Raw genomic sequence first — 22,414 nt, 5'->3', positions numbered from 1 at the left:
AATACGTTCGCGTCCCTTGGCGCCCTCCGCGCCTTGGCGAGAACCTTCCTGCACTGACTAGCAGGATCCTTGGCGCGGCGGGTCCTGCACGGGATGTCCGAATGAGGGGACTACGGGCGCGAACGAAGCAGTTGAAGCAGGTCGTCCGTCTTGCGGGTGTTGATGATATCTGCGGCCGTCGCCCCGGCGCGGCGGGCCTGGTCGATGCCGTGGCGGAGCAGGTCGAAGTGGTGGGTGGCGTGGGCGTCGGTGTTGACGGCGAGCCGGCACCCCTTTTCCAGCGCCAGCCGCGCGTTGGTGTCGGACAGGTCCAGGCGCTTGGGCTGGGCGTTGATCTCGACCGCGATGCCGCGTTCGGCGGCCGCCTCGAGGCAGCGTTCCAGATCGATGTCGATCGGCTCGCGGCGGTTGATCTCGCGCGCGGTCGGGTGGCCCCAGATCATGAAGTGCGGATTCTCCATCGCCCGCAGCACCCGCTCGGTCTGTTCCGCACGCGAGCGGCGCAGCTCGTAATGGATCGAGCAGACGACGACATCGAGCCGCGCGAGGACCTCGTCGGGCAGATCCAGCGAGCCGTCACCGAGGATATCGACCTCGCAGCCCTTGAGGATCGTGATGTCGCCGTAGTCGGCGGCGACGGCATCGATCGCGTCGGCCTGTTCGGCCAGGCGCTCGGCCGAGAGTCCGTTCGCGACCCGCACCCGGGGGCCGTGATCGGTGATGGCGATGTAGTCGTGGCCCCGTTCGCGGGCGGCCTCGATCATCGCCGCCAGTGGTTCTTTGCCGTCGCTCCAGTCCGTGTGGCCGTGCAGGTTGCCGCGGATCGTGTCCACGGTGACGAGCTCCGGCAGTGAACCGCGCTCGGCCGCGGCGATCTCACCGCGGTCCTCGCGCAGTTCCGGCGGGATCCAGTCGAGCCCGAGGCGGCGATAGATGGCCGCCTCCGAGGCCGCTTCCAGGGTCTTCTCGCCGTCGTAGAGCCCGTACTCGTTGAGCTTCCAGCCCCGGTCGACGGCGCGCTGGCGCAGGGCGACGTTGTGCTGCTTCGAGCCCGTGAAGTAGAGCAGTGCCGCGCCGAAGCTGGCGGGCGACACCGCGCGGACATCGACCTGCAGCCCGTCGCCCAGAATGACGGTGGAACGGGTCGAGCCGTGCGAGACCACGCGCTCCACATCCTCATCGGCGACGAGCCGGTCCATGACGGCCTCGCTGTCGTCGGTGGCCGCCAGCAGATCGATGTCGCCGACGGTCTCGCGGCGCCGGCGGTAACTGCCGGCGATCACCGCGTCGCTGACACCGGGCATCGCCGCGAGCCGATCACGCAAAGGGGCGGCGACGGACTCCGCGTCGGCGAGTCGGGTACGCTGCTCTCCGGCGGCCCGCAGTTGCCGGATGCCGTCGAGCAGTGCCGCTTCCTTCTTCGGGCCGAATCCGGACAGTTCGCGCACCTGGCCCGCGCGCGCGACCCGTTCCAGGTCGTCCAGCGTACGCAGCTGGAATCGATCGTACAGCGCCTTGACCCCCTTGGGCCCGAGGCCCTGGACCTGCATCAGGTCGGCGAGTTCCGGAGGCACGCGCGCGGCGATCTCGTCCAGGGGGGGCAGGTGGCCGCTGGTGACGAGGCTGCGCACGCCCTCGGCGATATCCCGGCCGATGTGCGGGTATTCGGTGAGGTCGGTATCCGACTCGACCAGGTAGGCCACGCTTTGCGAAAGCCCGGCGATCGTCTCCGCGGCGTTGCGCCAGGCGCGCACCCGGAAGGGGTTCGCACCCTCGATCTCCAGCAGGTCCGCCAGGCGTTCACACTGCCCCGCGATATCCCGGTTCCGCATTCGTTTCGACACGGTGATCTCCGTTGCGACGATGGTCGTGCACCGGCTTCGCTAGTGGCCCACCAGGGCGATCAGCGCGGTCGACTTCCATTCTGCGACGGTCATGTCCCGATTGCGACAGAACATGGAAAAGTCATTGTTTTGTCGCCAAAAATCCATACTGTAACGGCACCGGTCGGATCGGACCGGTCGGCCCACCCGCAGGGCCGGTTGATGACGCGCGTGAGGTGTAACGAGAGATGATAGTGCTGCCGCTTGGCTGGACCAACCATGCCTACGATGTACCCGTGTTTTCCGGGCTGGCTTCCCGGAAGCGCCGTGACGTTTCCGCTCCGGCGGTTACGCCCCGGAAGACCGTGGCCCGCAAGAGCCCGGTCGGCCACCGGGATATCGCCGTGCCGCTCGGATGGACCGGGAATTCCTACCGTCGGACGGGGAAACCCGCACGCGGGTGATGGTTGCGGGCACGCCCGCTGGCCCGTGTGATGCAGGAGGCGCTCCCGCCGGGGGCGCCTCTTTTTTTGCGCGCGTATCGGCGGTCAGCCCGCGATGTAGTGCTGCAGTGCTTCGCGCTCGCGCTCGAGTTCCTCGATCCGGGCGCGGACCGCGTCGCCGATCGAGATGATGCCGACAAGGCGGCCATCGTCGAGGATCGGCAGGTGACGGAACCGGCCGTCGGTCATGACACGCATGACGTGATTGATGTCCTCCTCGGGCGCGCAGTGCTTGACCTCGCGGGTCATGAGGTCGGCGGCCGTCAGACCGGAGAGATCCGGGCCGTGTTCGTCGAGTGCGCGGACGATGTCGCGCTCGGACACGATGCCGGCCATTTGCTGCGCCTCATCAAGGACGATGACCGCGCCGATGTCGCGCTCGCAGAGAATGGCGACGACGTCGGGGATCGAGCGGTCCGGGGCGACGCTGGCGATTTCCCCCGATTTGCGCTGCAGAATCCGCGATATCTTCATTGATTCACCTCCTGGCGGTGCCGCACGACCGATGGCCCTCCAGGGCCCCGGCTCGCAATCATTACATTAGCCCCTTCGGCCACGGTATGCGACCGGACAGTAGTCCGTTCTGGCGCGGTATGCGATCGGCGCGCGATCGGCGCCGCCATCACCCGCCGCGCCATTCAGCCGCCGATATACGACATCTCCACTTTCGGGCGGATCACCGTCTCGCTCGAGCGGAGTTCGGAATAGCGGTCGTCGCGCCGGGTCCAGATCGAGCGCACCTCTTCGGCCAGGCGCGCGTCGTCCACGTCGGAGCGCAGCAGTCCGCGCAGATCAGTGCCGACACCGGCGAACAGACAGGTGTACAGGGCCCCTTCGGCCGACAGCCGGGCGCGCGTGCAGCTGCGGCAGAAGGGCTGGGTGACCGAGGCGATCACGCCGATCTCACCGGTGCCGTCGCGGTAGCGCCAGCGCCGGGCGACCTCCCCGGGGTAGTTCGGCTCCAGGCTCTCCAGCGGCCACACCGCATCGATCCGGTCGCGGATCTCGCGCGCGGAAACGACGTCGTCGAGGCGCCAGCCGTTGGTGGTGCCGACGTCCATGAACTCGATGAACCGCAGCACGTGGCCGCTGCCGCGGAAGCAGCCCGCCAGCGGGAGGATCTGGTCCTCGTTCACGCCGCGCTGGACGACCGTGTTGATCTTCACGTTGAGACCGGCGGCGTCGGCGTTGGCGATCCCGTCGAGGACCTTGCCGACCGGGAAGCCGACGTCATTGATGGCCATGAATACCGCGTCGTCGAACGCGTCGAGGCTGACCGTGATCCGGTCGAGCCCGGCATCGGCGAGCGTGCGGGCACGCTTGGACGACAGCAGCGAGCCGTTGGTCGTGAGCGCGATATCCTCGATCCCGTCGACGGCCGCGATGCCCTCGACCAGGCGTTCGAGCTCCGCGCGCACCAGCGGTTCGCCGCCGGTGAGGCGGATCTTGCGCACGCCCTGGTCTGCGAATACGCGCACGAGGCGCACGATCTCGTCGAAATCGAGCAGGCTGCTGCGCGGGAGGAAGTCGTGATCCGAGCCGAACTGCTCCTTCGGCATGCAGTACGTGCAGCGGAAGTTGCAGCGATCGGTGACCGAGATGCGCAGGTCGCGCAGCGGCCGATCCAGGGTGTCGGTTACCATATGCAAGCCCGGTCGTATGGCCTGTGTGTGCCCAGAATACCAGTTTCGCGCCTTTTGTCTCGCCCCGTCGCACATATCCTTATAACAAGCGAATCCAGTCGCGCCACCGCATCCGTGGGATAATCGCGCGGCTGAGACCACCCCGTCAGGCCCGATCGCGATGGACTACTATCCCGTATTCATGAATCTGCGCGGCCGGCGCGTGCTCGTCGTGGGCGGCGGCGAGGTGGCCGCGCGCAAGGTCGATCTCGTGCATTCCGCCGGTGCGCATGTCGTGGTCGTGGCTCCGTGGCTGGGCGAGGAACTGCGCGCGCGTCTGGCGCGGGGCGAGATCGAGCACGTGGCGCGGCGCTGGGTGTCCGGCGATGTCGCCAACAGCGCGCTCGTGGTGGCCGCGACCGATGACCCTGGCGTCCATGAGTGCATTTCGGTGTATTGCCAGCAACTCGGTATCCCCGTGAATGTGGTCGACGACACGCCCCTGTGCAGTGTCATCACCCCGGCCATGGTCGACCGCTCCCCCATCCAGATCGCGATCTCCTCCGCCGGGGTCGCGCCGGTGCTCGCCCGCCGGCTGCGGGCGTGGATCGAGGCGGCGGTGCCACCGGGTTACGGGCGGCTCGCCGGTCTGGCCGCGCGCTTCCGCGATGCGGTCAAGGGGCGCTTCGCGAGCGTCGATGAGCGGCGGAAATTCTGGGAGCGGATCCTCGAGGGGCCGGTCGCCGATCTGGTGTACGCCGGCCGCGATGCCGAGGCGGCGGAGAGGCTCGCGCGGGAAATCGATGCCCCAGATGCGTCCGGGGATGCCGCCGGATCCGTCGCGCTCGTCGGGGCGGGGCCGGGCGATCCGGATCTGCTGACCTTCCGCGCGCTGCGGCTGATGCAGCATGCCGATATCGTGCTCTACGATCGGCTCGTATCCGATGCCGTGCTGGAGTTGACGCGCCGCGACGCCGAGAAGGTCTACGTCGGCAAGCGTCGCTCGAACCATCACGTCACCCAGGATCGGATCAACGCCGAACTGATCCGGCTCGCGCGTGAAGGTAAAAGGGTAGTCCGCCTGAAAGGGGGCGACCCGTTCATCTTCGGGCGCGGCGGCGAGGAGATCGGCGAGCTGATGGAGGCCGGGATCGATTTCCAGGTCGTGCCGGGCATCACGGCCGCGGCCGGCTGCGCCGCCTATGCCGGCATCCCGCTGACGCATCGTGACCATGCGCAGTCCGTGCAGTTCATTACCGCGCACCTGCGCGATGGCAGCGTCGATCTGGACTGGCCGGCGCTGGTGCGCCAGGGCACGACGCTGGCCGTGTATATGGGCCTGTCGGGCGTGCGCGAACTCTGCGCCCGCCTGATCGAGCACGGCCGCGATGCGCATACGCCGGCGGCACTGGTTCAGCAGGGGACGCTGCCCGAGCAGCGCGTGTTCGTCGGTTCACTGAGTTCGCTGCCGGACCTGATCGAGGCCCACGAGGTGCAGGCGCCGACGCTGATCATCGTCGGCGATGTGGTGCGCCTGCACCGGCAGCTGCAGTGGTATCGCCCCGAGGAGAAGGTCGAAGCCGCCGACGCCCCGGTGGAGCCGGTTCATACGCCGCTAGACCCCATGCCCGTAACTGAATCGGCGAACCACGCGGGGCGCATGGCCGGCTGAAGGCGGCGCCGGGATCCGTCAGTCCTCGTCTTCCGTCGTCGCCGGGGTCGTATACCGGTCCTGGAATGCTTCGACCGCTTTCTCCACGTGCGTCGGCCGCTCGACCTGGGCGATATGGAAAGCGGCATCCCCTTCATTCAGAAGCGGGATCTGCGACATCCCGATCACGATGCCGCTGAGGTGCGCCTTGATTGTAACCTCCGGCTCTCCGAACGGGCTTACCACCGTGCCCAGCGTATCGCCCTTGCGGACCCGGGCGCCCAGGCGGGCCCGGGCGCGGAAGATGCCGCTGTCCGGTGCACGTACCCAGCTGCTGTCGAGGGCGGTGGCGGGTTCCGTCCGTCGGCGGCTGCGGGATTTCGGCAACATGCCCAGTTGCCGCATGACCGAGATCACGCCACGCACCCCGGCGCGGATCGACACCTCATCGAATCGCAGGGCCTCACCCGCCTCGTACAGCAGCATCGGGATGCCACGCTCATGGAGCGCCTGGCGCAGTGAGCCATCGCGCACATTGGCATTGATGATCACGGGCGCACCGAACGCACGGGCCAGGTCGACCGTGCGCTCGTCATCCAGGGTCGCGCGGATCTGCGGAAGATTCGTGCGGTGGATCGCGCCGGTGTGCAGGTCGATCCCGTAATCGCAGTGGCCGACGATCTCGGTCATGAACAGATTGGCGAGGCGGGCGGCGAGCGAGCCGGTCTCGGAGCCGGGAAAGGATCGGTTCAGGTCGCGCCGGTCGGGCAGGTAGCGGGTCTGCTGCAGGAAGCCGAAGACGTTGACCACGGGTACCGCGATCAGTGTCCCGCGGATGCGCCCCAGCGCCGACTGCTTCATCAGGCGCCGGACGATCTCGACGCCGTTGAGTTCATCGCCGTGGACGCCGGCGCTGACGCAGAGCACCGGCCCCGGGCGGCGGCCGCGCACGACCTGGACCGGCATGTTGAGATCAACGTGGCTGAACACGCGCGACAGCGGCAGCTCGATCGTACGGCGCTCGCCCGGCGCCACCGATTCGCCGCCGATCGTCAGGGGCGCGGAACGGTCAGCCTTTGCCACGGGTCTTGGTCTTGCCTTCTTTGGCGTTCTTCTCGACGAATTGGATGATCTGGCCGGCGATGTCCTTGCCGCTGGCCTTCTCGATCCCCTGAAGCCCGGGCGAGGAGTTGACCTCCATGACCACCGGCCCATGGTTCGAGCGCAGGAGGTCGACGCCGGCGACGTTCAGTCCCATGACCTTGGCGGCGCGTACGGCAGTCGAGCGCTCTTCCGGCGTGATCCGGATCAGCTGGGCCGAGCCGCCCCGATGCAGATTGGAGCGGAACTCGCCCTCGGCGCCCTGGCGTTTCATGGCCGCGACCACCTTGCCGCCGACCACGAAGCAGCGGATGTCGGCGCCTTTGGCCTCGCGGATAAACTCCTGGACCATGATCTCCGCCTCCAGGCCCATGAAGGCCTGGATGACGGATTCGGCCGCCTTGTAGGTCTCGGCGAGTACGACCCCGACGCCCTGGGTGCCCTCGAGCAGTTTCACCACCAGCGGCGGTCCACCGACCATCTTGATGAGGTCGTTGACGTCGTCCGGCGAGTACGCGAAACCGGTCACCGGCAGGCCGATGCCGCGGCGCGCGAGCAACTGGGTCGCCCGCAGCTTGTCGCGCGAGCGCGAGATGGCGACCGATTCGTTGACCGGGAACACGCCCATCATCTCGAACTGGCGGACGACGGCGGTGCCGTAGAACGTGACCGACGCGCCGATCCTCGGGATGACCGCGTCGAAGCCTTCCAGCACCTCTCCCCGGTAATGCACTGAAGGGCGATGCGAGGTGACATTGTTGTAGCAGCGCAGCGTGTTCACCACGCGGATGTCGTGCCCACGGGCCTTCGCGGCCTCGACCAGCCGTCGGGTCGAGTACAGACGCGGGTTGCGCGAGAGTACGCAGAGTTTCATGGCTGGATCGGCTCCTCGGCCTTGAATGGGGTCAACGATACCGTGCAGCGGCCTGTTTTGGAGTCAGTGATGCGGCCGCGAGGAACGAGGCATCCGGCACGACGCGCAGGCCATGCATTGCCTGGCGGCCGAGCAACATCCGGAAGAGCATGGTATCACGGTCGGTCAATGTAATTTCTATGGGCCAGCCGTGTTCGCCGAGTTCCAGGATCGTTTCGATGACATAGCGGCGTTCACGATGACCGCCGGAATCGCTGACCATGCGTCGATCATGCACCGGGGCGTGACACAGTCGTGACAGTCTCGTATTGCGCTGCAGTGGGTGCAGCCGGAAGGCAACCCATGGCGCGCCGCCGGACTCGTACGCCTCCACATGCCAGGCGTGCAGCGCCGACGTGCGCGCGCCGGTGTCGACCTTCGCCTTGATCGCGGGGAGATCAAGATCCGGCAGCGCGATCCACTCGCGCCAGCCGACATCGATCCGTTCATCTGTGCTCATATCAAAGGTCAATGACTGGCTCGGCGGAACCGGGTCGACAGCCTACGCGAAGCCGGCGCCGGTGCAACAGCAACGCATGCCTGTCCGAAGGATTTGCGCACAGGCCGGTGGCGACCTATCGTTGATGCGCGACAGACGCCCGTGGCGTCCACCGGCCGGGTCGCCGGGACGCCCTGAAACGCGCCCGGGCAGTGCGGAAACCCAGTGGGTGGCGCGTGCCCAGAAAGGAGACGGATACGATGGGATGGATCATCTGGCTGCTCATCATCGCCGGCGCCCTGATCGCGCTGGCCAGGCTGCAGGCGTCGTTTCGCGCCTGGACCATCGGCGTCGCCGCGGCGCTGGTCCTGCTCGGCGCCACCGGCCTTCTGAATTTCTGGCCGGGTGTGCTGCTCTGGGCCGTCTATCTCGCGATCGCCGTTCCCCTGAACGTGCCCCAGCTGCGTCAGCGGTGGCTGTCGGAACCGCTGCGCGCACGCATCCGCAAGGTCCTGCCGCCGATGTCCGAGACCGAGCGCGAGGCGATCGAGGCCGGCACGGTCTGGTGGGAGGCCGAACTGTTCCGCGGCTCGCCCCAGTGGCGGTCCCTGCTGAGCGTGCCGGAGCCGCGCCTCACCGAGGCCGAGCAGGCCTATCTGGACGGCCCGGTCGAGGAACTGTGCCGGATGCTGGACAACTGGGAGATCTGCAGCGAGCGCAATGATCTGCCGCCCGAGGTCTGGGACTTCATCAAGCGCAATCACTTCTTCGGCATGATCATCCCGGAGAAGTACGGCGGACTCGAGTTCTCCGCCTACGCCCATTCCCAGGTGGTGATGAAGGTCTCCAGCCGCAGCCCGACCGCGGGCGTGACGGTCATGGTGCCGAACTCGCTCGGGCCGGCCGAACTGCTGCTGCAGTACGGCACCGATGAGCAGAAGAAGTACTACCTGCCGCGTCTGGCCGATGGTCGCGAGATCCCCTGTTTCGGTCTGACGGGTCCGGACGCCGGTTCGGATGCCACCGCCATCCCCGATTACGGCATCGTCTGCGAGGGCGAACACAACGGCGAGCGCGTGCTCGGCCTGCGCACCACCTGGGAGAAACGCTATATCACGCTCGGGCCGGTCGCCACCGTGCTCGGTCTGGCGTTCAAGGCCTATGACCCGGACGGTCTGCTGGGTGACGACGAGGAACTCGGGATCACCTGCGCGCTGATCCCGACGGATACGCCCGGCGTCGATATCGGCGACCGCCACGATCCCCTCGGCACGGCCTTTCAGAATGGCCCCAACAGCGGCAAGGATGTCTTCATTCCGCTGGAGTGGGTGATCGGTGGCCGCGACGGTGTCGGGCACGGCTGGACCATGCTGATGGAATGCCTCTCCACCGGGCGCGGGATATCGTTGCCCGCGCTCGGCGCCGGCGGCGGCAAGTTCTTCGCCCGCATCACCGGCGCCTATGCCCGGATCCGACGTCAGTTCCGCCTGCCGATCGGCCGCTTCGAGGGGATCGAGGAACCGCTGGCGCGGATCGGTGCCCGCACCTACATGATGGATTCGGCGCGCCTGCTGACGCTGTCGGCGCTGGACTCCGGCGAGAAGCCGGGGGTCGTGTCGGCCATGCTCAAACACCACAACACCGAGGGTTATCGCGAGATCGTCAACGACGCGATGGATATCCACGGCGGGCGCGGTATCTGCGAAGGCCCGAACAATTACCTCGCGGTCCCGTACCGCGCCACCCCGGTCGCGATCACCGTCGAGGGCGCCAACATCCTCACGCGCAGTATGATCGTGTTCGGCCAGGGGGCGATGCGCTGCCACCCGTATCTGATCGGCGAGATCCTCGCCGCCCAGAACGACGATCCGGTCGAGGCCCAGCGCGATTTCGATGCCGCGCTGTTTGAACACCTCGGGTATACCACCTGCAATGCCGCGCGCGCTTTCGTGTATGGGCTCTCCCGTTCGCGTCTGGCGGAAACGCCGGTGGACGGCCCGACGGGCAAGTATTATCGCCGGCTGGCGCGCATGTCGGCCGCGTTTGCGTTCGTCGCCGATATGACGCTGCTGATGCTGGGCGGTGAACTCAAGCGCAAGGAAAAGCTCTCCGGGCGTTTCGCCGACGCCATGATCTACATGTTCGTCTGCTCCGCCGCGCTCAAGCGGTTCGAGGACAACGGCCGCCCCGCCGAGGATCTGCCGCTGGTGGAGTGGTCCGCGCGGTATTCGCTGTATCAGGTACAGCAGGCGCTCGACGAGATCCTGCGCAATTTCCCGGTGAAATCCGTCGGGCTCGCCCTGCGCTGGATCGTGTTCCCGCTCGGGCGGCGGTTCCGTTATCCGAATGATCGAGCAGGCCGGGCGGTGGCGCGGCTGCTGCTGGAACCCTCGGCGGCCCGCGACCGGCTGACGGCCGGGATCTACGTGGATCAACGGCCCGACGACGTCACCGGCCGGATGGAGCATGCACTGCATCTCGCCCTGCAGGCCGAGCCGATCGAGGAGCGCCTGCGCAAGCGCCGCCTGTCGAAACCGCCGCTGCAGACGCAGGAGGCGTGGCTGGAGGAACTGGTCAACGACGGCGTCATCGAGAGCGGCGAGGCGCAGACGCTGCGCGAGTGGGAAGCCGCGCGGCGCGCGGCCATCGATGTCGATCACTTCCCGCCTGCAGGCCAGGCCGCCGCGAAGAAGAAGGCGGCGTCGAAGAAAAAGGCCGGTGGTCGCAAGAAGGCCGCCGCCAAAAAGGCCGCGAGTGCTGGCGCTGAGGACGCGGCGGCGGCATCGAAGAAAACGGCGTCCCCCCGGTCCGGGACGTGATCGAGTCCGGCCGCAGAATCCGCCGCGCCGCCGTTCTCGGTGCCGGCGTCATCGGGTCGCAGATCGCGGCCCAGTTCGCGAATGCGGGCATCCCGGTGCTGTTGTTCGAGCTCACCCCGGAAGGGGCGGACGATCCGCGGGCCGGGGCGCGGGCGGCGATCGATGGCCTGAAGCGCCTGCATCCTTCCCCGCTCGCGGCCGGCGATACCATCCGCGTGATCGAGCCGGCCGCCTGGGAACTGGATCTCGACCGGCTCGGTGCCTGCGATGTCGTCATCGAGGCGGTGACCGAACGGCTGGACGTCAAAAAGGCCGTGTTCGAACGCGCGGCGCCCGCGATCGGCTCGCACGCGATCCTGGCCAGCAGTACTTCCGGACTGCCGATCTCCGTGCTGGCGCGGGGATTGCCACAGGGGCTTCGGGCCCGCTTCTGCGGCGTGCATTTCTTCAATCCGCCGCGCTACATGCATCTGGTGGAGCTGGTCGCGCATCCGGGCACCGATGCCTCGGTGCTCCATCGCCTCGAGGGCTTCCTGACGACGGGGCTCGGCAAGGGCGTGCTCTTCGCCCGCGATACGCCCGGTTTCATCGGCAATCGGGTCGGCGTGTTCGCGCTCGCCACGGTCATGCATCACGCCGAGCGGCTCGGATTGCCGTTCGATCTCGTGGATCGCCTGACCGGGGTCGGCGTTGGACGGCAGAAATCGGCCACTTTCCGCACGCTCGACGTGGTGGGTCTCGATACGTTCGCGCACATCCTCGATCATCTCTACGAGACCCTCGAGGACGATCCGTGGCGCGAGGTGTTCCGTGCGCCCGACTGGCTCCGGGAGCGGGTCGCGGCGGGGGCGTGCGGACAGAAAACCGGCGCCGGTTGTTACCGCAAGGGCGCGGGCGGAATCGAGGTGTTCGAGCCCGGCCAGGGCGACTACCGCCCGGTGGCCCGGCAGCTGCATCCGGATGTACGCGAAGCGCTGATCGAGGCGGATCCGGTCCGCAAGGAACGGCTGCTGGCCGATATCGACCACCCGCAGGCGGAACTCATACGGGCGAGTTACCGCGATCTGTTTCACTACTGCGCGGTGCACCTGGCGACGCTGGCACCCAGCGCGCGCGAGGTCGATCTCGCGCTGCGCTGGGGGTACGGCTGGAGTCACGGGCCGTTCGAGTTCTGGCAGATGCTCGGCTGGCAGCGGGTGGCCGCGACCATCCAGTCGGCCGTGGATGCCGGCGAGGCGCTGGCGGATACGCCGCTGCCGGCGTGGGCGCGGGAATCGCGCCGGAGCGGGGTGCATGGGGCGCGCGGCTCCTGGTCGGCCGAACTCGGCACGCCGTTGCCGCGCTCGAATCACCCCGTCTACCGCCGACAACTCTTTCCCGGTGGGCTCGTCGGCGAACCGCGGCCGACGACGCCGACGCTCTGGCAGAACGAGGCGGTTCGCCTCTGGGACAACGGCGACGACATCGCCGTGCTCTCGTTCCGTCGCGCACGGCACACCGTGGACGGCCCACTGCTCGACGGTATGCTGGAGGCCATCGACCGGGCCGAGCGCGAAGTCCGCGCGCTGGTCCTGTGGCAGGAGGCCCCGCCGTTCTGTCTCGGGGCCGATCTGGGGATGGTGCACGCGGCCCTTGAGGCCGGCGATTTCGCGGCGATCGAGTCGCTGGTCGAACGCTTCCAGCAGGTCACGCAGCTGATCCGCGAGGCACCGCTCCCCATCGTCGGGGCCGCGGAGGGTATGGCGCTCGGCGGCGGGCTGGAATTCCTGCTGCATTGCGATCAGCGGGTCGTCGCCTTCGAGACGTATGCGGGGCTGGTCGAATCCGGCGTCGGCCTGATGCCGGCGGGGGGTGGCTGCTGCGCGATGGCCCGGCGCGCCGTCGAACTGTCCCCCCGAGGTGATCCGTTGCCCTGGGTCCGGCGCTGGTTCGATGAAATGCTGTTCGCCCGGGTGACCGGCAGCGGCATCGAGTCGATCTGGTGGCAGCCCGGAGATCGGGTCGTCATGCACCCCGCGGAACTCCTGTTCGCGGCGAAATCCGCGGCAGAGGCTCTGGCGGACGCCGGCTATCGCAGTCCCTGGCTCGATGCGCCGGTCACGGTGGCCGGTGAGAACGGTATGGCGGCGCTGTTCGAACGGCTTGATCGCCTGTCGGAAGAGGCGCCATTGTCGGCCCACGATCGCCTGATCGGCGAGAAGATCGCGACCGCGCTCTGCGGCGGTGAGGTGCCGGCGGGTTCGGAGATCGATCCCGCCGAGATCCTGCGGCTTGAGCGAAAGGGCTTTATGGAACTGGCGCATACGGATGCGACCGCCGAACGGATCGAGCACATGCTGGAAACCGGGCGGCGGCTGCGCAACTGAGGGCCGATCGAGTCGATAAGCGTCGTTGCGTGCGGATGCGCAGCGGCACCTGAAAAATCCGAACGGGCGGAGGCGATGGCCCATGGAACGAGTCTGGCTCAGCGAATACGAGGAAGGCGTGCCCGCGGATATCAATCCGGAGGCCTATGCCTCCGTGGCCGCGGTGTTCGAGCAGAGCTGCAGCCGCTTCGCCGCCCGCGAGGCATTCCGCAATATGGGCGGTGCGATCACGTTCGCCGAATTCGACCGGCTGGCGCGCGACTTCGCCGCCTACCTGCAACAGGGGCTCGGTCTCGAGAAAGGCGATCGAATCGCCCTGATGATGCCGAACGTCATGCAGTACCCGATCGCGTTGTTCGGTGCCTTGCGGGCGGGCCTGGTGGTCGTGAACGTCAATCCGCTCTACACCGCCCGGGAGCTGGAACACCAGTTGATGGATGCCGAGCCGCGGGCGATCGTGCTGGTCGAGAACTTCTGCCATACGCTGCAGGAAGCCCAGAAGAAGTATCCGGTCGACCACGTGATCGTGACCGGGCTCGGTGACATGCTCGGGACCCTGCGCGGCACGTTCATCAATTTCGCCGTCCGCCACATCAAGCGCATGGTGAAGCCGTGGTCGATCCCCTGGTCGGTGCGCTGGGGGACCGCGCTATCCACGGGCGCGGAACAGGTGCTGCAGCCCACGGAAATCGGCGGCGACGATAACGCGTTTCTGCAGTACACGGGTGGTACCACCGGCGTCGCCAAAGGGGCGATGCTCACGCACCGCAATATGGTCGCGAATCTGGAGCAGATCTCCGCGTGGCTGCAGTGCGACGAAGGGACCGAGGTCATCGTCACGCCGCTGCCGCTCTATCATATCTTCAGTCTGACGGCGAACCTGCTGAACTTCGTCAAGCACGGCGGCACCAATGTGCTGATCACCAATCCGCGCGACATACCGACGTTCGTCAAGACACTGAAGAACACCTCGTTCACCGCGATGACCGGGGTGAACACGCTGTTCAACGCGCTCGTGCACAACGAGGATTTCCGTCAGCTCGATTTCAGTCACTTCCGCCTGACCGTCGGTGGCGGCATGGCCGTTCAGCGCCCCGTGGCCGAGCGCTGGCAGGAGGTGACCGGTACCGTGGTGGTGGAGGGCTACGGCCTGACCGAGACCTCGCCGGTGCTGTGCGCGAACCCGATTCACATCAGCGAGTTCTCGGGCACGATCGGTCTGCCGGTGCCCTCGACCGAGATCAGCATCCGCAACGACGATGGAGAGCCGGTCGATTTTGATGAACCGGGTGAACTCTGCGCGCGCGGCCCCCAGGTGATGGCAGGGTATTGGAACAAGCCCGAGGAAACGGAGAACGCTTTCTACGAGGGTGGCTGGTTCCGAACCGGCGATGTCGCCAGTATGAATCCGAAGGGGTGGGTCAAGATCGTCGACCGCATGAAGGACATGATCAACGTCTCGGGCTTCAAGGTGTTCCCGAACGAGGTCGAGGCCGTCGCCGCGGAATTCGAGGGCGTGCTCGAGGCCGGTTGTGTCGGTATCGAGGATGACGAATCCGGGGAGGTCGTGAAGCTGTATGTCGTGGCCGAAGAGAACGCCACGGTCGATATCGAGGGGCTGCGCAAACATTGCCGCGACAACCTCACGGGCTACAAAGTGCCGAAGGAAATCGAGATCATCGACGAACTGCCGAAGAGCAACGTCGGCAAGATCCTGCGCCGCGAGCTCCGTGATCGCAATAAGGAAACGGCGGAGTCCTGAGGTTTGTTCGGCGTTGTCCGTTTTTCACGCAGAGGGGCAGAGCACGCAGGGAGCGCGGAGAAAGGCGACAAATAATTGCGGCACGCTGGATACCGCCCTGTAGGAGCGAGCTTGCTCGCGATTGCGGTCAATCAGGACCAGGAGCCATGCCGATCGCAGGCGTGGCCCAACGGGTTTCCCCGGACCGTATGAACACGGACCCGCAATGCGGGCACAATCGCGAGCAAGCTCGCTCCTACAGTTAATCTACACCTGCGTGTGCGACTGTTATCGATCGCCTTTTCTCTGCGACCTTTGCGCCCTCCGCGACTCTGCGAGAGAAAAACACAACGTCCCGAAAGCCCCGAATAGCGAATCCAGCCGACAACGGATCAACGCGGGATAATCAAATCATCCCCGGATAAAACTCACCCGTACCATTGCGACAAAACCTTCTGCACGGTCTCGTTCCAGCCCACGTAGACCCCGCCATCCGGCGTCTCGATCACCGGGCGTTTGATCAGCGTCGGTTCCTCGGCAAGCAGGGCTCGCAGGCCGGCTTCGTCGCGTTCGCGGTCTTCCGACGACAACCGCCGCCATGTCTGGCCGCGGCGGTTGATGAGCGTGTCGGTGTCCAGATGGTCGCACCACGCGTCGATGCGCTCGGCATCGATGCCGTCACGACGCAGATCGTGGAAGCGGTAATCAATGCCCTGTTCCTCGATCCATTTCCAGGCACGCCGGCAGGTATCGCAGTTGCGGATGCCGTAGAGCGTCACGGTGTCGGGTGAATCGGTCACGGCTTACTCCGCGTTGCGCAGCAGTTCGTTGATGCCGACCTTCGCGCGTGTTTTCTCGTCGGCGTACTTGACGATGATCGCGGCATAGAGCGAGCACTTGCCATCGCTGGAGGGCAGCGTGCCGGGGACGACCACGGCGCCGGCCGGGACCCGGCCGCGCAGCACCTGATCGTTCTCGCGATCGTAGATGCGGGTGCTCTGGCCGATGTAGACGCCCATGGAGATGACCGCGCCTTCCTCGACGATCACGCCCTCGACGATCTCCGAACGGGCGCCGATGAAGCAGTTGTCCTCGATGATGGTCGGGTTCGCCTGCAGCGGTTCCAGCACGCCGCCGATGCCGACACCGCCGGACAGGTGGACATTGCGGCCGATCTGCGCGCAGGAACCGACCGTGGCCCAGGTATCCACCATCGTGCCCTCGCTCACGTAGGCGCCGATGTTCACGTACGAAGGCATCAGGACGACGTTCGACGCGATGTAACTGCCGTGGCGGACCACCGCCGGCGGTACGACCCGCATGCCGGCCTCCTGGAAGTCCTCCTCGGCCCAGTCGCCGAACTTGAGACCGACCTTGTCGTAATACTGGGTATAACCGCCATCGATCGGCTGGTTGGGCTGCATCCGGAACGACAGCAGCACGGCCTTTTTGAGCCACTCATTGACGTGCCAGTCGCCGGTGCCGCGCGGTTCGGCGACGCGGTCCTCGCCGCTGTCGATCCGGGCGAGTGCCGCTTTCACGGCGTCGCGTACCTCATCGGGCATCGTGTGCGGGGTAAAATCGGCGCGGCGCTCGAAGGCCTCTTCGATCACGGTCTGGATGTCGCTCATAAGTGTCTCCGTATCGGTTTTCAATGTTGCATGGCGTTCATCAGCACCACGCCGGTAACGTCGGCGAGGCCGTAGGCCGGCTTTTGCCGTGAGGCAACAGCCGGCGCCTTTTGTACAGTGCCGACACCTCGTCCGCCGGCTGGCTCCCTTCGGTCGCAAGCCGGCCTACGGACCCGGGAGGCGGTCCCGGAAACCCGGAGCCTGCTGGCCGGTGGCGTCGCCTTCGGGCCCGTGGTCAGTCGCCGCTCACGAATCGGCGAATCCGCCGCGCGGCCTCGATGCAGTCGGCCAGTTCCGGGACGAGCGCCATGCGGACATGATCTCGACCCGGATTGCCGTGTTCCGTATCGCGCCCGAGATAGCGCCCGGGCAGTACCCGCACGCCTTCCGCGGTCAGCAGGTCGCGCGCGAAGGTCTCGTCGTCGGTCGGCGTGCGCGGCCAGAGATAGAAACCCGCGTCCGGGCGCTCGACCTCCAGGACGCCGTCGAGGATCGCGAGCACCGCATCGAATTTCTCGCGGTAGGCGGCGCGGTTGGTCTCCACGTGCGCCTCATCGCCCCAGGCGGCGATGCTGGCGGCCTGGGTCGGCGGGGCCATGGCGCAGCCATGATAGGTCCGGTAGCGGGCGAACGCCGCGATCACGTCCGCGTCCCCGGCGACGAAGCCCGAACGCAGGCCCGGCAGGTTTGAGCGTTTCGACAGGCTGTGGAAAGCCAGGCAGCGGTCGAAGGCCGGATAGCCCGCCGTGGCGGCGGCCTCCAGCAGCCCGGTCGGCGGCCGCGCCTCATCCGGGTAGATCTCCGCATAACACTCGTCGGCGGCGATCACGAAATCGTGCCGTCGCGCGCGCTCGATCAACGCTGCCAGCGTCTCGTGATCAAGCACGGTACCGGTCGGATTGCCCGGACTGCAGATGTACAGCAACTGGCAGCGATCCCAGACCGCGTCCGGGATCGCATCGAATTCCGGGGCGCGCCCGGACGGGTAATACCACGGTGTCGCCCCGGCGAGCAGCGCCGCGCCCTCGTAGATCTGATAAAAGGGATTCGGCAGCACCACGGTCGGCTCGGGTGCGCTGCGATCGACCACGACCTGGGCAATGGCGAACAGCGCTTCACGCGTGCCGTTGACCGGGAGAACCTGATGGTTCGGGTCGACCGATGCCCCGGGGTAACGCCGCGCCAGCCAGCCGGCGATCGCCAGGCGGAGCGCCGCCGATCCGCGCGAGGCCGGGTACCGCGCCAGCCCGTCCAGCGCGCCCGTCAGGGCCTCCGCCGCCAGCGCCGGCGGCGCGTGCTGCGGCTCCCCGATCGACAGGGCCAGCGTCGGCCGATCCGCCGGCGGTTCCACGTCCGCATTGAGCGCCGCGAGACGCTCGAACGGATAAGGCTGAAGACGATCGAGATCGGGATTCATCGAAGCAGCGGCGCCGGCCCGGGGAAAGCCGGCGATTGTAATCCCTGGACCCACCCGGAAGCCACGCCGGCCCTGCCTGTGACGGCCGCGCAGAGAACCCCACGGGGTAGTGCTCAACCGGCCCCTGATCCGTTACAATCCGCCTCACGGCCCTGATGGGCCGTTTACAATCCGGCGAGATGCCGAAGCGGTCATAACGGCGCCGACCCGAAATCGGTTGGGGCATTGTGCCCCACGTGGGTTCGACCGGTTCGCCGGGAGCGAACCGGCGCGAGCGAAGCGAGTCCGAAGGATGCGGCCCATGGATGGGCCGCGCAATCCCACCCTCGGGCGGTGGGAGTGAGAAAACGGACTACAACGAGTTACGGAGAGGTACCGAAGCGGTCATAACGGCACCGACTCGAAATCGGTTGGGGGCATTGTGCCCCACGTGGGTTCGAATCCCACCCTCTCCGCCATATAAACAAAAAAGCCCCGCCATCGGCGGGGCTTTTTTGTTTATGCGGTGCAGGGTGCGTGGACGAACCCACCCGGTAAGACCGATCGGCGACGCCGACCGGAAGGAGGCGCCGCGCCGGGATGGCCGCCATCCATTCCGCCCCCTCCGCCATCCATGCTCGAAAATCAAGAACTTCGAGGAGCCAGGGAAGGCAATTCACCAACCAGCTATCCTGGCGATGTGCGGTCGTCCACCCGTTGCCCGGGCGGGGTTGGGCGAGAGAGCGCGTAACCCAACGGGCCGCCCCTAATCGTCGCGATTGACCGGCTCGCCGCCCTTTCCGTCTCGACTGGAAGGGGCGGTCGTGCGCCGCGCATAGCTATTGCCTGGCTAGCTCAATCCAGGGCGGCCCTGGCCCGCATACACTGCCCGTGCGCGCCACAGAGCTCAGCCGTAGTCGCAACAGGGTCCACGGTGAGCCGACGGAGGGTGGGCACGCCCCGGCCGCAGGGCAGACGATCAGAACCTCCTGTGGACTACACATACTGAGATGGCAGGCTCCTCAACGTCTTGGGAGTCCTTAACGCTGACGTTTGAGGAGCGGGCGGACGCCCAACTACGCGCTAGCCACTGCCCGCCTCCCGGAAGAACTGTATCAACTGCGGCTGCGTCGACTGACTGACGCGCCCTCATATCCATAACCCGTGTCTGGTGCTCCCCGTGTGGGGTTTCTTTTGTGCGTGCCACCGAGAAGTCAGTGGCCCGAGCTCGGGGGGACTGGTGTTCGGTCCGCCGCACCTCGCAATGGACCTCTAAAATAAAGGGGCCGTACCAGCGTACGGCACGGCCCCAAAAACGGTTTGCTTCGCTGAAAGTTAGTTCGCGGTCGTCCGCACGGCAATAGACATGCCGCCGCTCGCGGACCCGTCTACAATCTCCGTCGTAGAACTCGAACCTTGCGTCACCACGTTCTTGGTGAAGCTGTTAAGCACAAGGACCTCACCATCCGGGCTCACGGCGCCCTGACGCCGATTACCCTCTTGATCCTGAATGGTTACAACGCAATTGCTGGCGACACCATACGTCAGTTGGGGCTCAGAGTTCGTACGGACTTCCTGGCTCAATAACGGCAGATCGTTGAACGGTGCAAGCTTGGTCTTCTTGGCTATACCGTCGGCCCTCGTTAGACCGCCGCTGCCGTCCGCCGTAACCTGATATCGCTCAAACTCCATGTCGAACTCGCCGGTCGTGCTCCCACTTGCCGGCTGCATTAGGCCCTCCATACCGACAACATTATACGTCCCGTCAAGCGTACCGGTGCCGCAGGACGAACCTTGAGGCACTCCGACATAATAATCTTGGTAAGGGAAATCCGATGAGGATGTCGTCTTAAACATGAATGACGCGATGTTTCCGTCGGGCCCAATGAACCCTCTCGTGGCCACCTCGTTGGGTCCCTCGAGGGTGCCGTCCGATGAAAGTGTGACATCGTTCACAGTGAACGGACTCAGACTCGAGGAGTCGCCAGCAAAAAGCGAAGTGTTATCTACTCCTTGCTGAAGGAAGAACTTGCGGGTATCCGCTCCAAAGTCTCGGGTTACCCCGATGTCGCAGGTCCCGCTGCTGCACGTGAAATCTGCTTCCGCACGGAGCATCGGGGCCAGCGCTATCTGTCCGTCAGCGGAACTGCCGGATTCGTCAATATAGGCATCCATCCGCACCATATTATAAGTTTGGCTAAAGTCGCTCGGCGCGGACCAGTCATCAGATCCGACAAGAATGCTGGACGAACCCGTGGCGTCGGTCTGGACTGCCGCAAATATATCGCCATCGTCGGAGTGAATACCCTTTGTCAGCGCGTCCTTTGTCTCTCTCAAAGAGCCAAGGAAACGCCCTTCGCCCTCAAAGGTGATGGCCTTGGCGGAGTCGTTGTCCGTTCTGGTCACGTCGGAACTGAAGGTTGCATCAATACCTGAGTCCGACTGCGTCCAGGTTCGACGGACGAACCGCCGCTCACTTGTGCCAGTCGAACGATCGAACTCACCTCCGTCGGTAACTGACGCACCAAGCAGCCGCGTGGCGAATTCATACCGCGCAGTGTCGGTGCTCGGGTTAGCCAACTGGAAGTCCAAAGCGGCGACGTTCTTTGCGCCGACAAAATCGGCTCCTGCTTCGCTCGCCGACGCGTCGAGGAGGTCCTCACTGGTCGTGCCGTCGTTATCGTCAACCGTGGTGACAGCCTCGTCGACCGAGCTACCGCTGACGTCGACGTCGTTAGCTTCAAGTTGTTCCTCGACCGCCTCAACAGTGGATTGGACCTGTTCGGGCTCGACGTCGTCATAGCCAAAGTTGTCATTGCTTACTCGGTCGACGACGTCCCGGACCACCTTCTCGCTGACCGGGTTGACGTCGAGATTGTCACCGGCAGCGGGCGCCCGCATGGTACTGTCGTTCGTCCCCGCCTGGACGACCACGTCGCTGGACAGATCCGTCGAGGCATCGACTTCAAGGCTGAACTGGCCGTTGGCGTCGGTTTCGTCCGATGCCAGAGTCTCGGCTACTGATCCGTCGGTGTTTAGACGCACGAGCTGAACGGGGGTTCTTTCGGGAACATCGGCCAAGCCGCTGATGTCAGCCCTCGCGCTCGGGAACAGGGACGCCAGGCGATCCTGCCCGTAATCCAGCCAGTTGTTGTAACCGATCGACTCACCACCTGGGGATTGCACCGTCCCCGACACGGTTGTCGTCTCAGTGCTTCCACTCGACGACGATCCATCGTCACCGCCACAGCCCGCCAAAGCGGTCAGGACGGCCGCAGCGGTCGCGGTAAGGCTGGTCCGTTTGAATGTCATTGTTACCTCCTTCAGGGACCCTTGTGCCCTTCCTGTACGCCATATGGCGCAAGCGAAGCGTAGCAAAGGACATGCCGAGGGCGGCAACCTGACTCTCTAAATCACGTAACGCTATTTTCGACAAAACATGGGTGTCTTATAGACGTGAAAACTTGTCCTGAAAATGCACATTGGGGAAGGAGCCATGGAGACAGTACGTTAGGGGATGAACGTGTAAATAATGACGACTAATGTACGTGACTGCGCAGACCGATTGTGGTCGGACCAGGGGCCTGTCCGAGAAACCGGGGCCCACTGCGCACGTGCCACAGCGGCATCTTTTCCCGATTGCTCTCCTCACATGGAAACCACCATGCTCGTCTCACGATCGGAAAACTCTGCTCGCTGTACCACGCGCTCGCTACGGCTCAGGTTTCCCGGACAGCCTCCTGGTTCAGGTGACGGCTACAGCGTATGACGAATCTGGGCGACGGCAGAGTCGCGGGAGTGTCGCTGTACCAGCTCAGGAACCTCTGTTTAATTCGCTCTGACTGGCACAATGGCGGCCTCCGACGAAGCGGCCACGACCGGAGCATCGATGCGACAGCAGACCCTTGGCGGCACCGGATTCGAACGGCATCGCAGGATGACGCGGCGCGAGCGGTTCCTCCTGGGGGTGGACCGCATCGTGCCGTGGCGGCGGCTGGTGACGTGGTCGCCGTCCGGTCGGCCTCGAGCGCATGCTGCGCGTCGACTGTCTGGGGCACTGGTATAACCTGTCTGATCCGGCGGTGGAGGAGGCGCTGTACGACATCGAGGTGATGCGGCGCTTCGTCGTCAACGTTTCGGCTCGCGCGACGAGGACTCGACCCTCTCCGCCATCTAGACAAAAAGCCCCGCCACCAGCAGGGCTTTTTGTTTATATGGGCAGGGTGCGTGGACGAACCCCGCTACCGAAGGTTGGGTTGACGAAGGAAACCCTACATGTCGAGCATCCTGCTGGTGAGCCGATCTGATCCCGGAAATCCAGCCTCGACCCGTTGGGTATCGCTGGCGCTCAACCCAACCTACGTGATGCCTGCCGCCTGTCGCCCCGACACCGCGGCCCGTAATTTGCT

General features: G+C 65.7%; 14 protein-coding genes, 1 tRNA gene and 1 pseudogene. 6 read left to right on the top strand and 10 right to left on the bottom strand.

Features of this window, described 5'->3' with window-relative positions:
• Positions 1–110: 110 nt before the first annotated feature.
• The 3 genes from polX to moaA form a co-directional block, all read right to left on the bottom strand.
• Positions 111–1,844: a DNA polymerase/3'-5' exonuclease PolX gene (polX, locus tag A0W70_RS14255; protein WP_245675894.1), complete on the bottom strand. Its 1,734-nt coding sequence runs from the start codon at positions 1,842–1,844 to the stop codon at positions 111–113.
• A gap of 527 nt (positions 1,845–2,371) precedes the next feature.
• Positions 2,372–2,800, bottom strand: a complete 429-nt coding sequence (locus tag A0W70_RS14250; RefSeq protein WP_067563532.1) for a CBS domain-containing protein — start codon at positions 2,798–2,800, stop codon at positions 2,372–2,374.
• A 164-nt stretch (positions 2,801–2,964) separates the two neighbouring features.
• Positions 2,965–3,969, bottom strand: coding sequence for a GTP 3',8-cyclase MoaA (gene moaA, locus A0W70_RS14245; protein WP_067563529.1), 1,005 nt, complete (start codon positions 3,967–3,969; stop codon positions 2,965–2,967).
• A 160-nt stretch (positions 3,970–4,129) separates the two neighbouring features.
• On the opposite strand from moaA, the gene cysG reads away from it, so the two are divergent.
• Positions 4,130–5,620 (top strand): siroheme synthase CysG, encoded by a 1,491-nt coding sequence (cysG, locus tag A0W70_RS14240; protein ID WP_070989739.1) that lies wholly within the window; start codon positions 4,130–4,132, stop codon positions 5,618–5,620.
• An 18-nt stretch (positions 5,621–5,638) separates the two neighbouring features.
• On the opposite strand, the gene A0W70_RS14235 is transcribed toward cysG, so the two are convergent.
• Genes A0W70_RS14235 through A0W70_RS14225 form a run of 3 tightly spaced genes read right to left on the bottom strand, consistent with a single transcriptional unit; the run spans position 5,639 to position 8,073 of the window.
• Positions 5,639–6,682 carry a succinylglutamate desuccinylase/aspartoacylase family protein gene (locus tag A0W70_RS14235; protein ID WP_067563525.1) on the bottom strand — a complete coding sequence of 348 codons (1,044 nt, stop codon included), beginning with the start codon at positions 6,680–6,682 and terminating at the stop codon, positions 5,639–5,641.
• Complete coding sequence (gene rimK / locus A0W70_RS14230; protein WP_067563522.1) at positions 6,669–7,574, bottom strand: 30S ribosomal protein S6--L-glutamate ligase; 906 nt, start codon at positions 7,572–7,574, stop codon at positions 6,669–6,671. Before rimK ends, A0W70_RS14235 begins: the two co-directional genes overlap by 14 nt.
• 31 nt (positions 7,575–7,605) lie before the next feature.
• Positions 7,606–8,073: an ATP-dependent zinc protease family protein gene (locus A0W70_RS14225; RefSeq protein ID WP_067563519.1), complete on the bottom strand. Its 468-nt coding sequence runs from the start codon at positions 8,071–8,073 to the stop codon at positions 7,606–7,608.
• Positions 8,074–8,312: 239 nt separating this feature from the next.
• Here A0W70_RS14225 and A0W70_RS14220 point away from each other — a divergent pair, with 239 nt between their 5' ends.
• The 3 genes from A0W70_RS14220 (at position 8,313) to A0W70_RS14210 (ending at position 14,999) form a co-directional block, all read left to right on the top strand.
• Complete coding sequence (locus A0W70_RS14220) at positions 8,313–10,871, top strand: acyl-CoA dehydrogenase (protein ID WP_070989738.1); 2,559 nt, start codon at positions 8,313–8,315, stop codon at positions 10,869–10,871.
• The gene (locus tag A0W70_RS14215; RefSeq protein WP_245675893.1) at positions 10,868–13,237 is read left to right on the top strand and encodes a 3-hydroxyacyl-CoA dehydrogenase/enoyl-CoA hydratase family protein; all 2,370 of its coding nucleotides are present in this window, start codon (positions 10,868–10,870) and stop codon (positions 13,235–13,237) included. Before A0W70_RS14220 ends, A0W70_RS14215 begins: the two co-directional genes overlap by 4 nt.
• A gap of 82 nt (positions 13,238–13,319) precedes the next feature.
• Complete coding sequence (locus A0W70_RS14210) at positions 13,320–14,999, top strand: AMP-binding protein (RefSeq protein ID WP_067563516.1); 1,680 nt, start codon at positions 13,320–13,322, stop codon at positions 14,997–14,999.
• 407 nt (positions 15,000–15,406) lie between these two features.
• Here the strand turns inward: A0W70_RS14210 and A0W70_RS14205 are convergent, their stop codons facing one another.
• The 3 genes from A0W70_RS14205 to dapC form a co-directional block, all read right to left on the bottom strand.
• Positions 15,407–15,778, bottom strand: a complete 372-nt coding sequence (locus tag A0W70_RS14205) for a Spx/MgsR family RNA polymerase-binding regulatory protein (RefSeq protein WP_070989736.1) — start codon at positions 15,776–15,778, stop codon at positions 15,407–15,409.
• A 3-nt stretch (positions 15,779–15,781) separates the two neighbouring features.
• Entirely contained in the window at positions 15,782–16,609 is an 828-nt protein-coding gene (gene dapD, locus A0W70_RS14200; protein WP_067563512.1) for a 2,3,4,5-tetrahydropyridine-2,6-dicarboxylate N-succinyltransferase, read from the bottom strand.
• Between the two features lie 235 nt (positions 16,610–16,844).
• Positions 16,845–18,026 (bottom strand): succinyldiaminopimelate transaminase, encoded by a 1,182-nt coding sequence (dapC, locus tag A0W70_RS14195; protein ID WP_067563509.1) that lies wholly within the window; start codon positions 18,024–18,026, stop codon positions 16,845–16,847.
• Positions 18,027–18,392: 366 nt separating this feature from the next.
• On the opposite strand from dapC, the gene A0W70_RS14190 reads away from it, so the two are divergent.
• Positions 18,393–18,484: transfer RNA gene (locus A0W70_RS14190), tRNA-Ser, on the top strand.
• A gap of 856 nt (positions 18,485–19,340) precedes the next feature.
• Here the strand turns inward: A0W70_RS14190 and A0W70_RS14185 are convergent.
• A complete protein-coding gene (locus A0W70_RS14185; RefSeq protein WP_067563505.1) occupies positions 19,341–21,317 on the bottom strand; it encodes a hypothetical protein in 1,977 nt (658 codons plus the stop codon).
• 701 nt (positions 21,318–22,018) lie between these two features.
• Here A0W70_RS14185 and A0W70_RS17350 point away from each other — a divergent pair.
• Positions 22,019–22,312 (top strand): annotated as a pseudogene (locus A0W70_RS17350) (transposase); the annotation flags it as partial.
• Positions 22,313–22,414 lie beyond the last annotated feature (102 nt).

Source organism: Halofilum ochraceum (assembly GCF_001614315.2).
GTDB lineage: Bacteria > Pseudomonadota > Gammaproteobacteria > XJ16 > Halofilaceae > Halofilum > Halofilum ochraceum.
This window is presented reverse-complemented; position numbering and strand designations above follow the sequence as displayed.

What these genes read in the sequence shown, in the direction of transcription:
- A0W70_RS14250 (WP_067563532.1), bottom strand. Translation starts at nt 2,800, where the DNA reads ATGAAGATATCGCGGATTCTGCAGCGCAAATCGGGGGAAATCGCCAGC.
- moaA (WP_067563529.1), bottom strand. Translation starts at nt 3,969, where the DNA reads ATGGTAACCGACACCCTGGATCGGCCGCTGCGCGACCTGCGCATCTCG.
- cysG (WP_070989739.1), top strand. Translation starts at nt 4,130, where the DNA reads ATGGACTACTATCCCGTATTCATGAATCTGCGCGGCCGGCGCGTGCTC.
- rimK (WP_067563522.1), bottom strand. Translation starts at nt 7,574, where the DNA reads ATGAAACTCTGCGTACTCTCGCGCAACCCGCGTCTGTACTCGACCCGA.
- A0W70_RS14225 (WP_067563519.1), bottom strand. Translation starts at nt 8,073, where the DNA reads ATGAGCACAGATGAACGGATCGATGTCGGCTGGCGCGAGTGGATCGCG.
- A0W70_RS14220 (WP_070989738.1), top strand. Translation starts at nt 8,313, where the DNA reads ATGGGATGGATCATCTGGCTGCTCATCATCGCCGGCGCCCTGATCGCG.
- A0W70_RS14210 (WP_067563516.1), top strand. Translation starts at nt 13,320, where the DNA reads ATGGAACGAGTCTGGCTCAGCGAATACGAGGAAGGCGTGCCCGCGGAT.
- dapD (WP_067563512.1), bottom strand. Translation starts at nt 16,609, where the DNA reads ATGAGCGACATCCAGACCGTGATCGAAGAGGCCTTCGAGCGCCGCGCC.
- dapC (WP_067563509.1), bottom strand. Translation starts at nt 18,026, where the DNA reads ATGAATCCCGATCTCGATCGTCTTCAGCCTTATCCGTTCGAGCGTCTC.
- A0W70_RS14185 (WP_067563505.1), bottom strand. Translation starts at nt 21,317, where the DNA reads ATGACATTCAAACGGACCAGCCTTACCGCGACCGCTGCGGCCGTCCTG.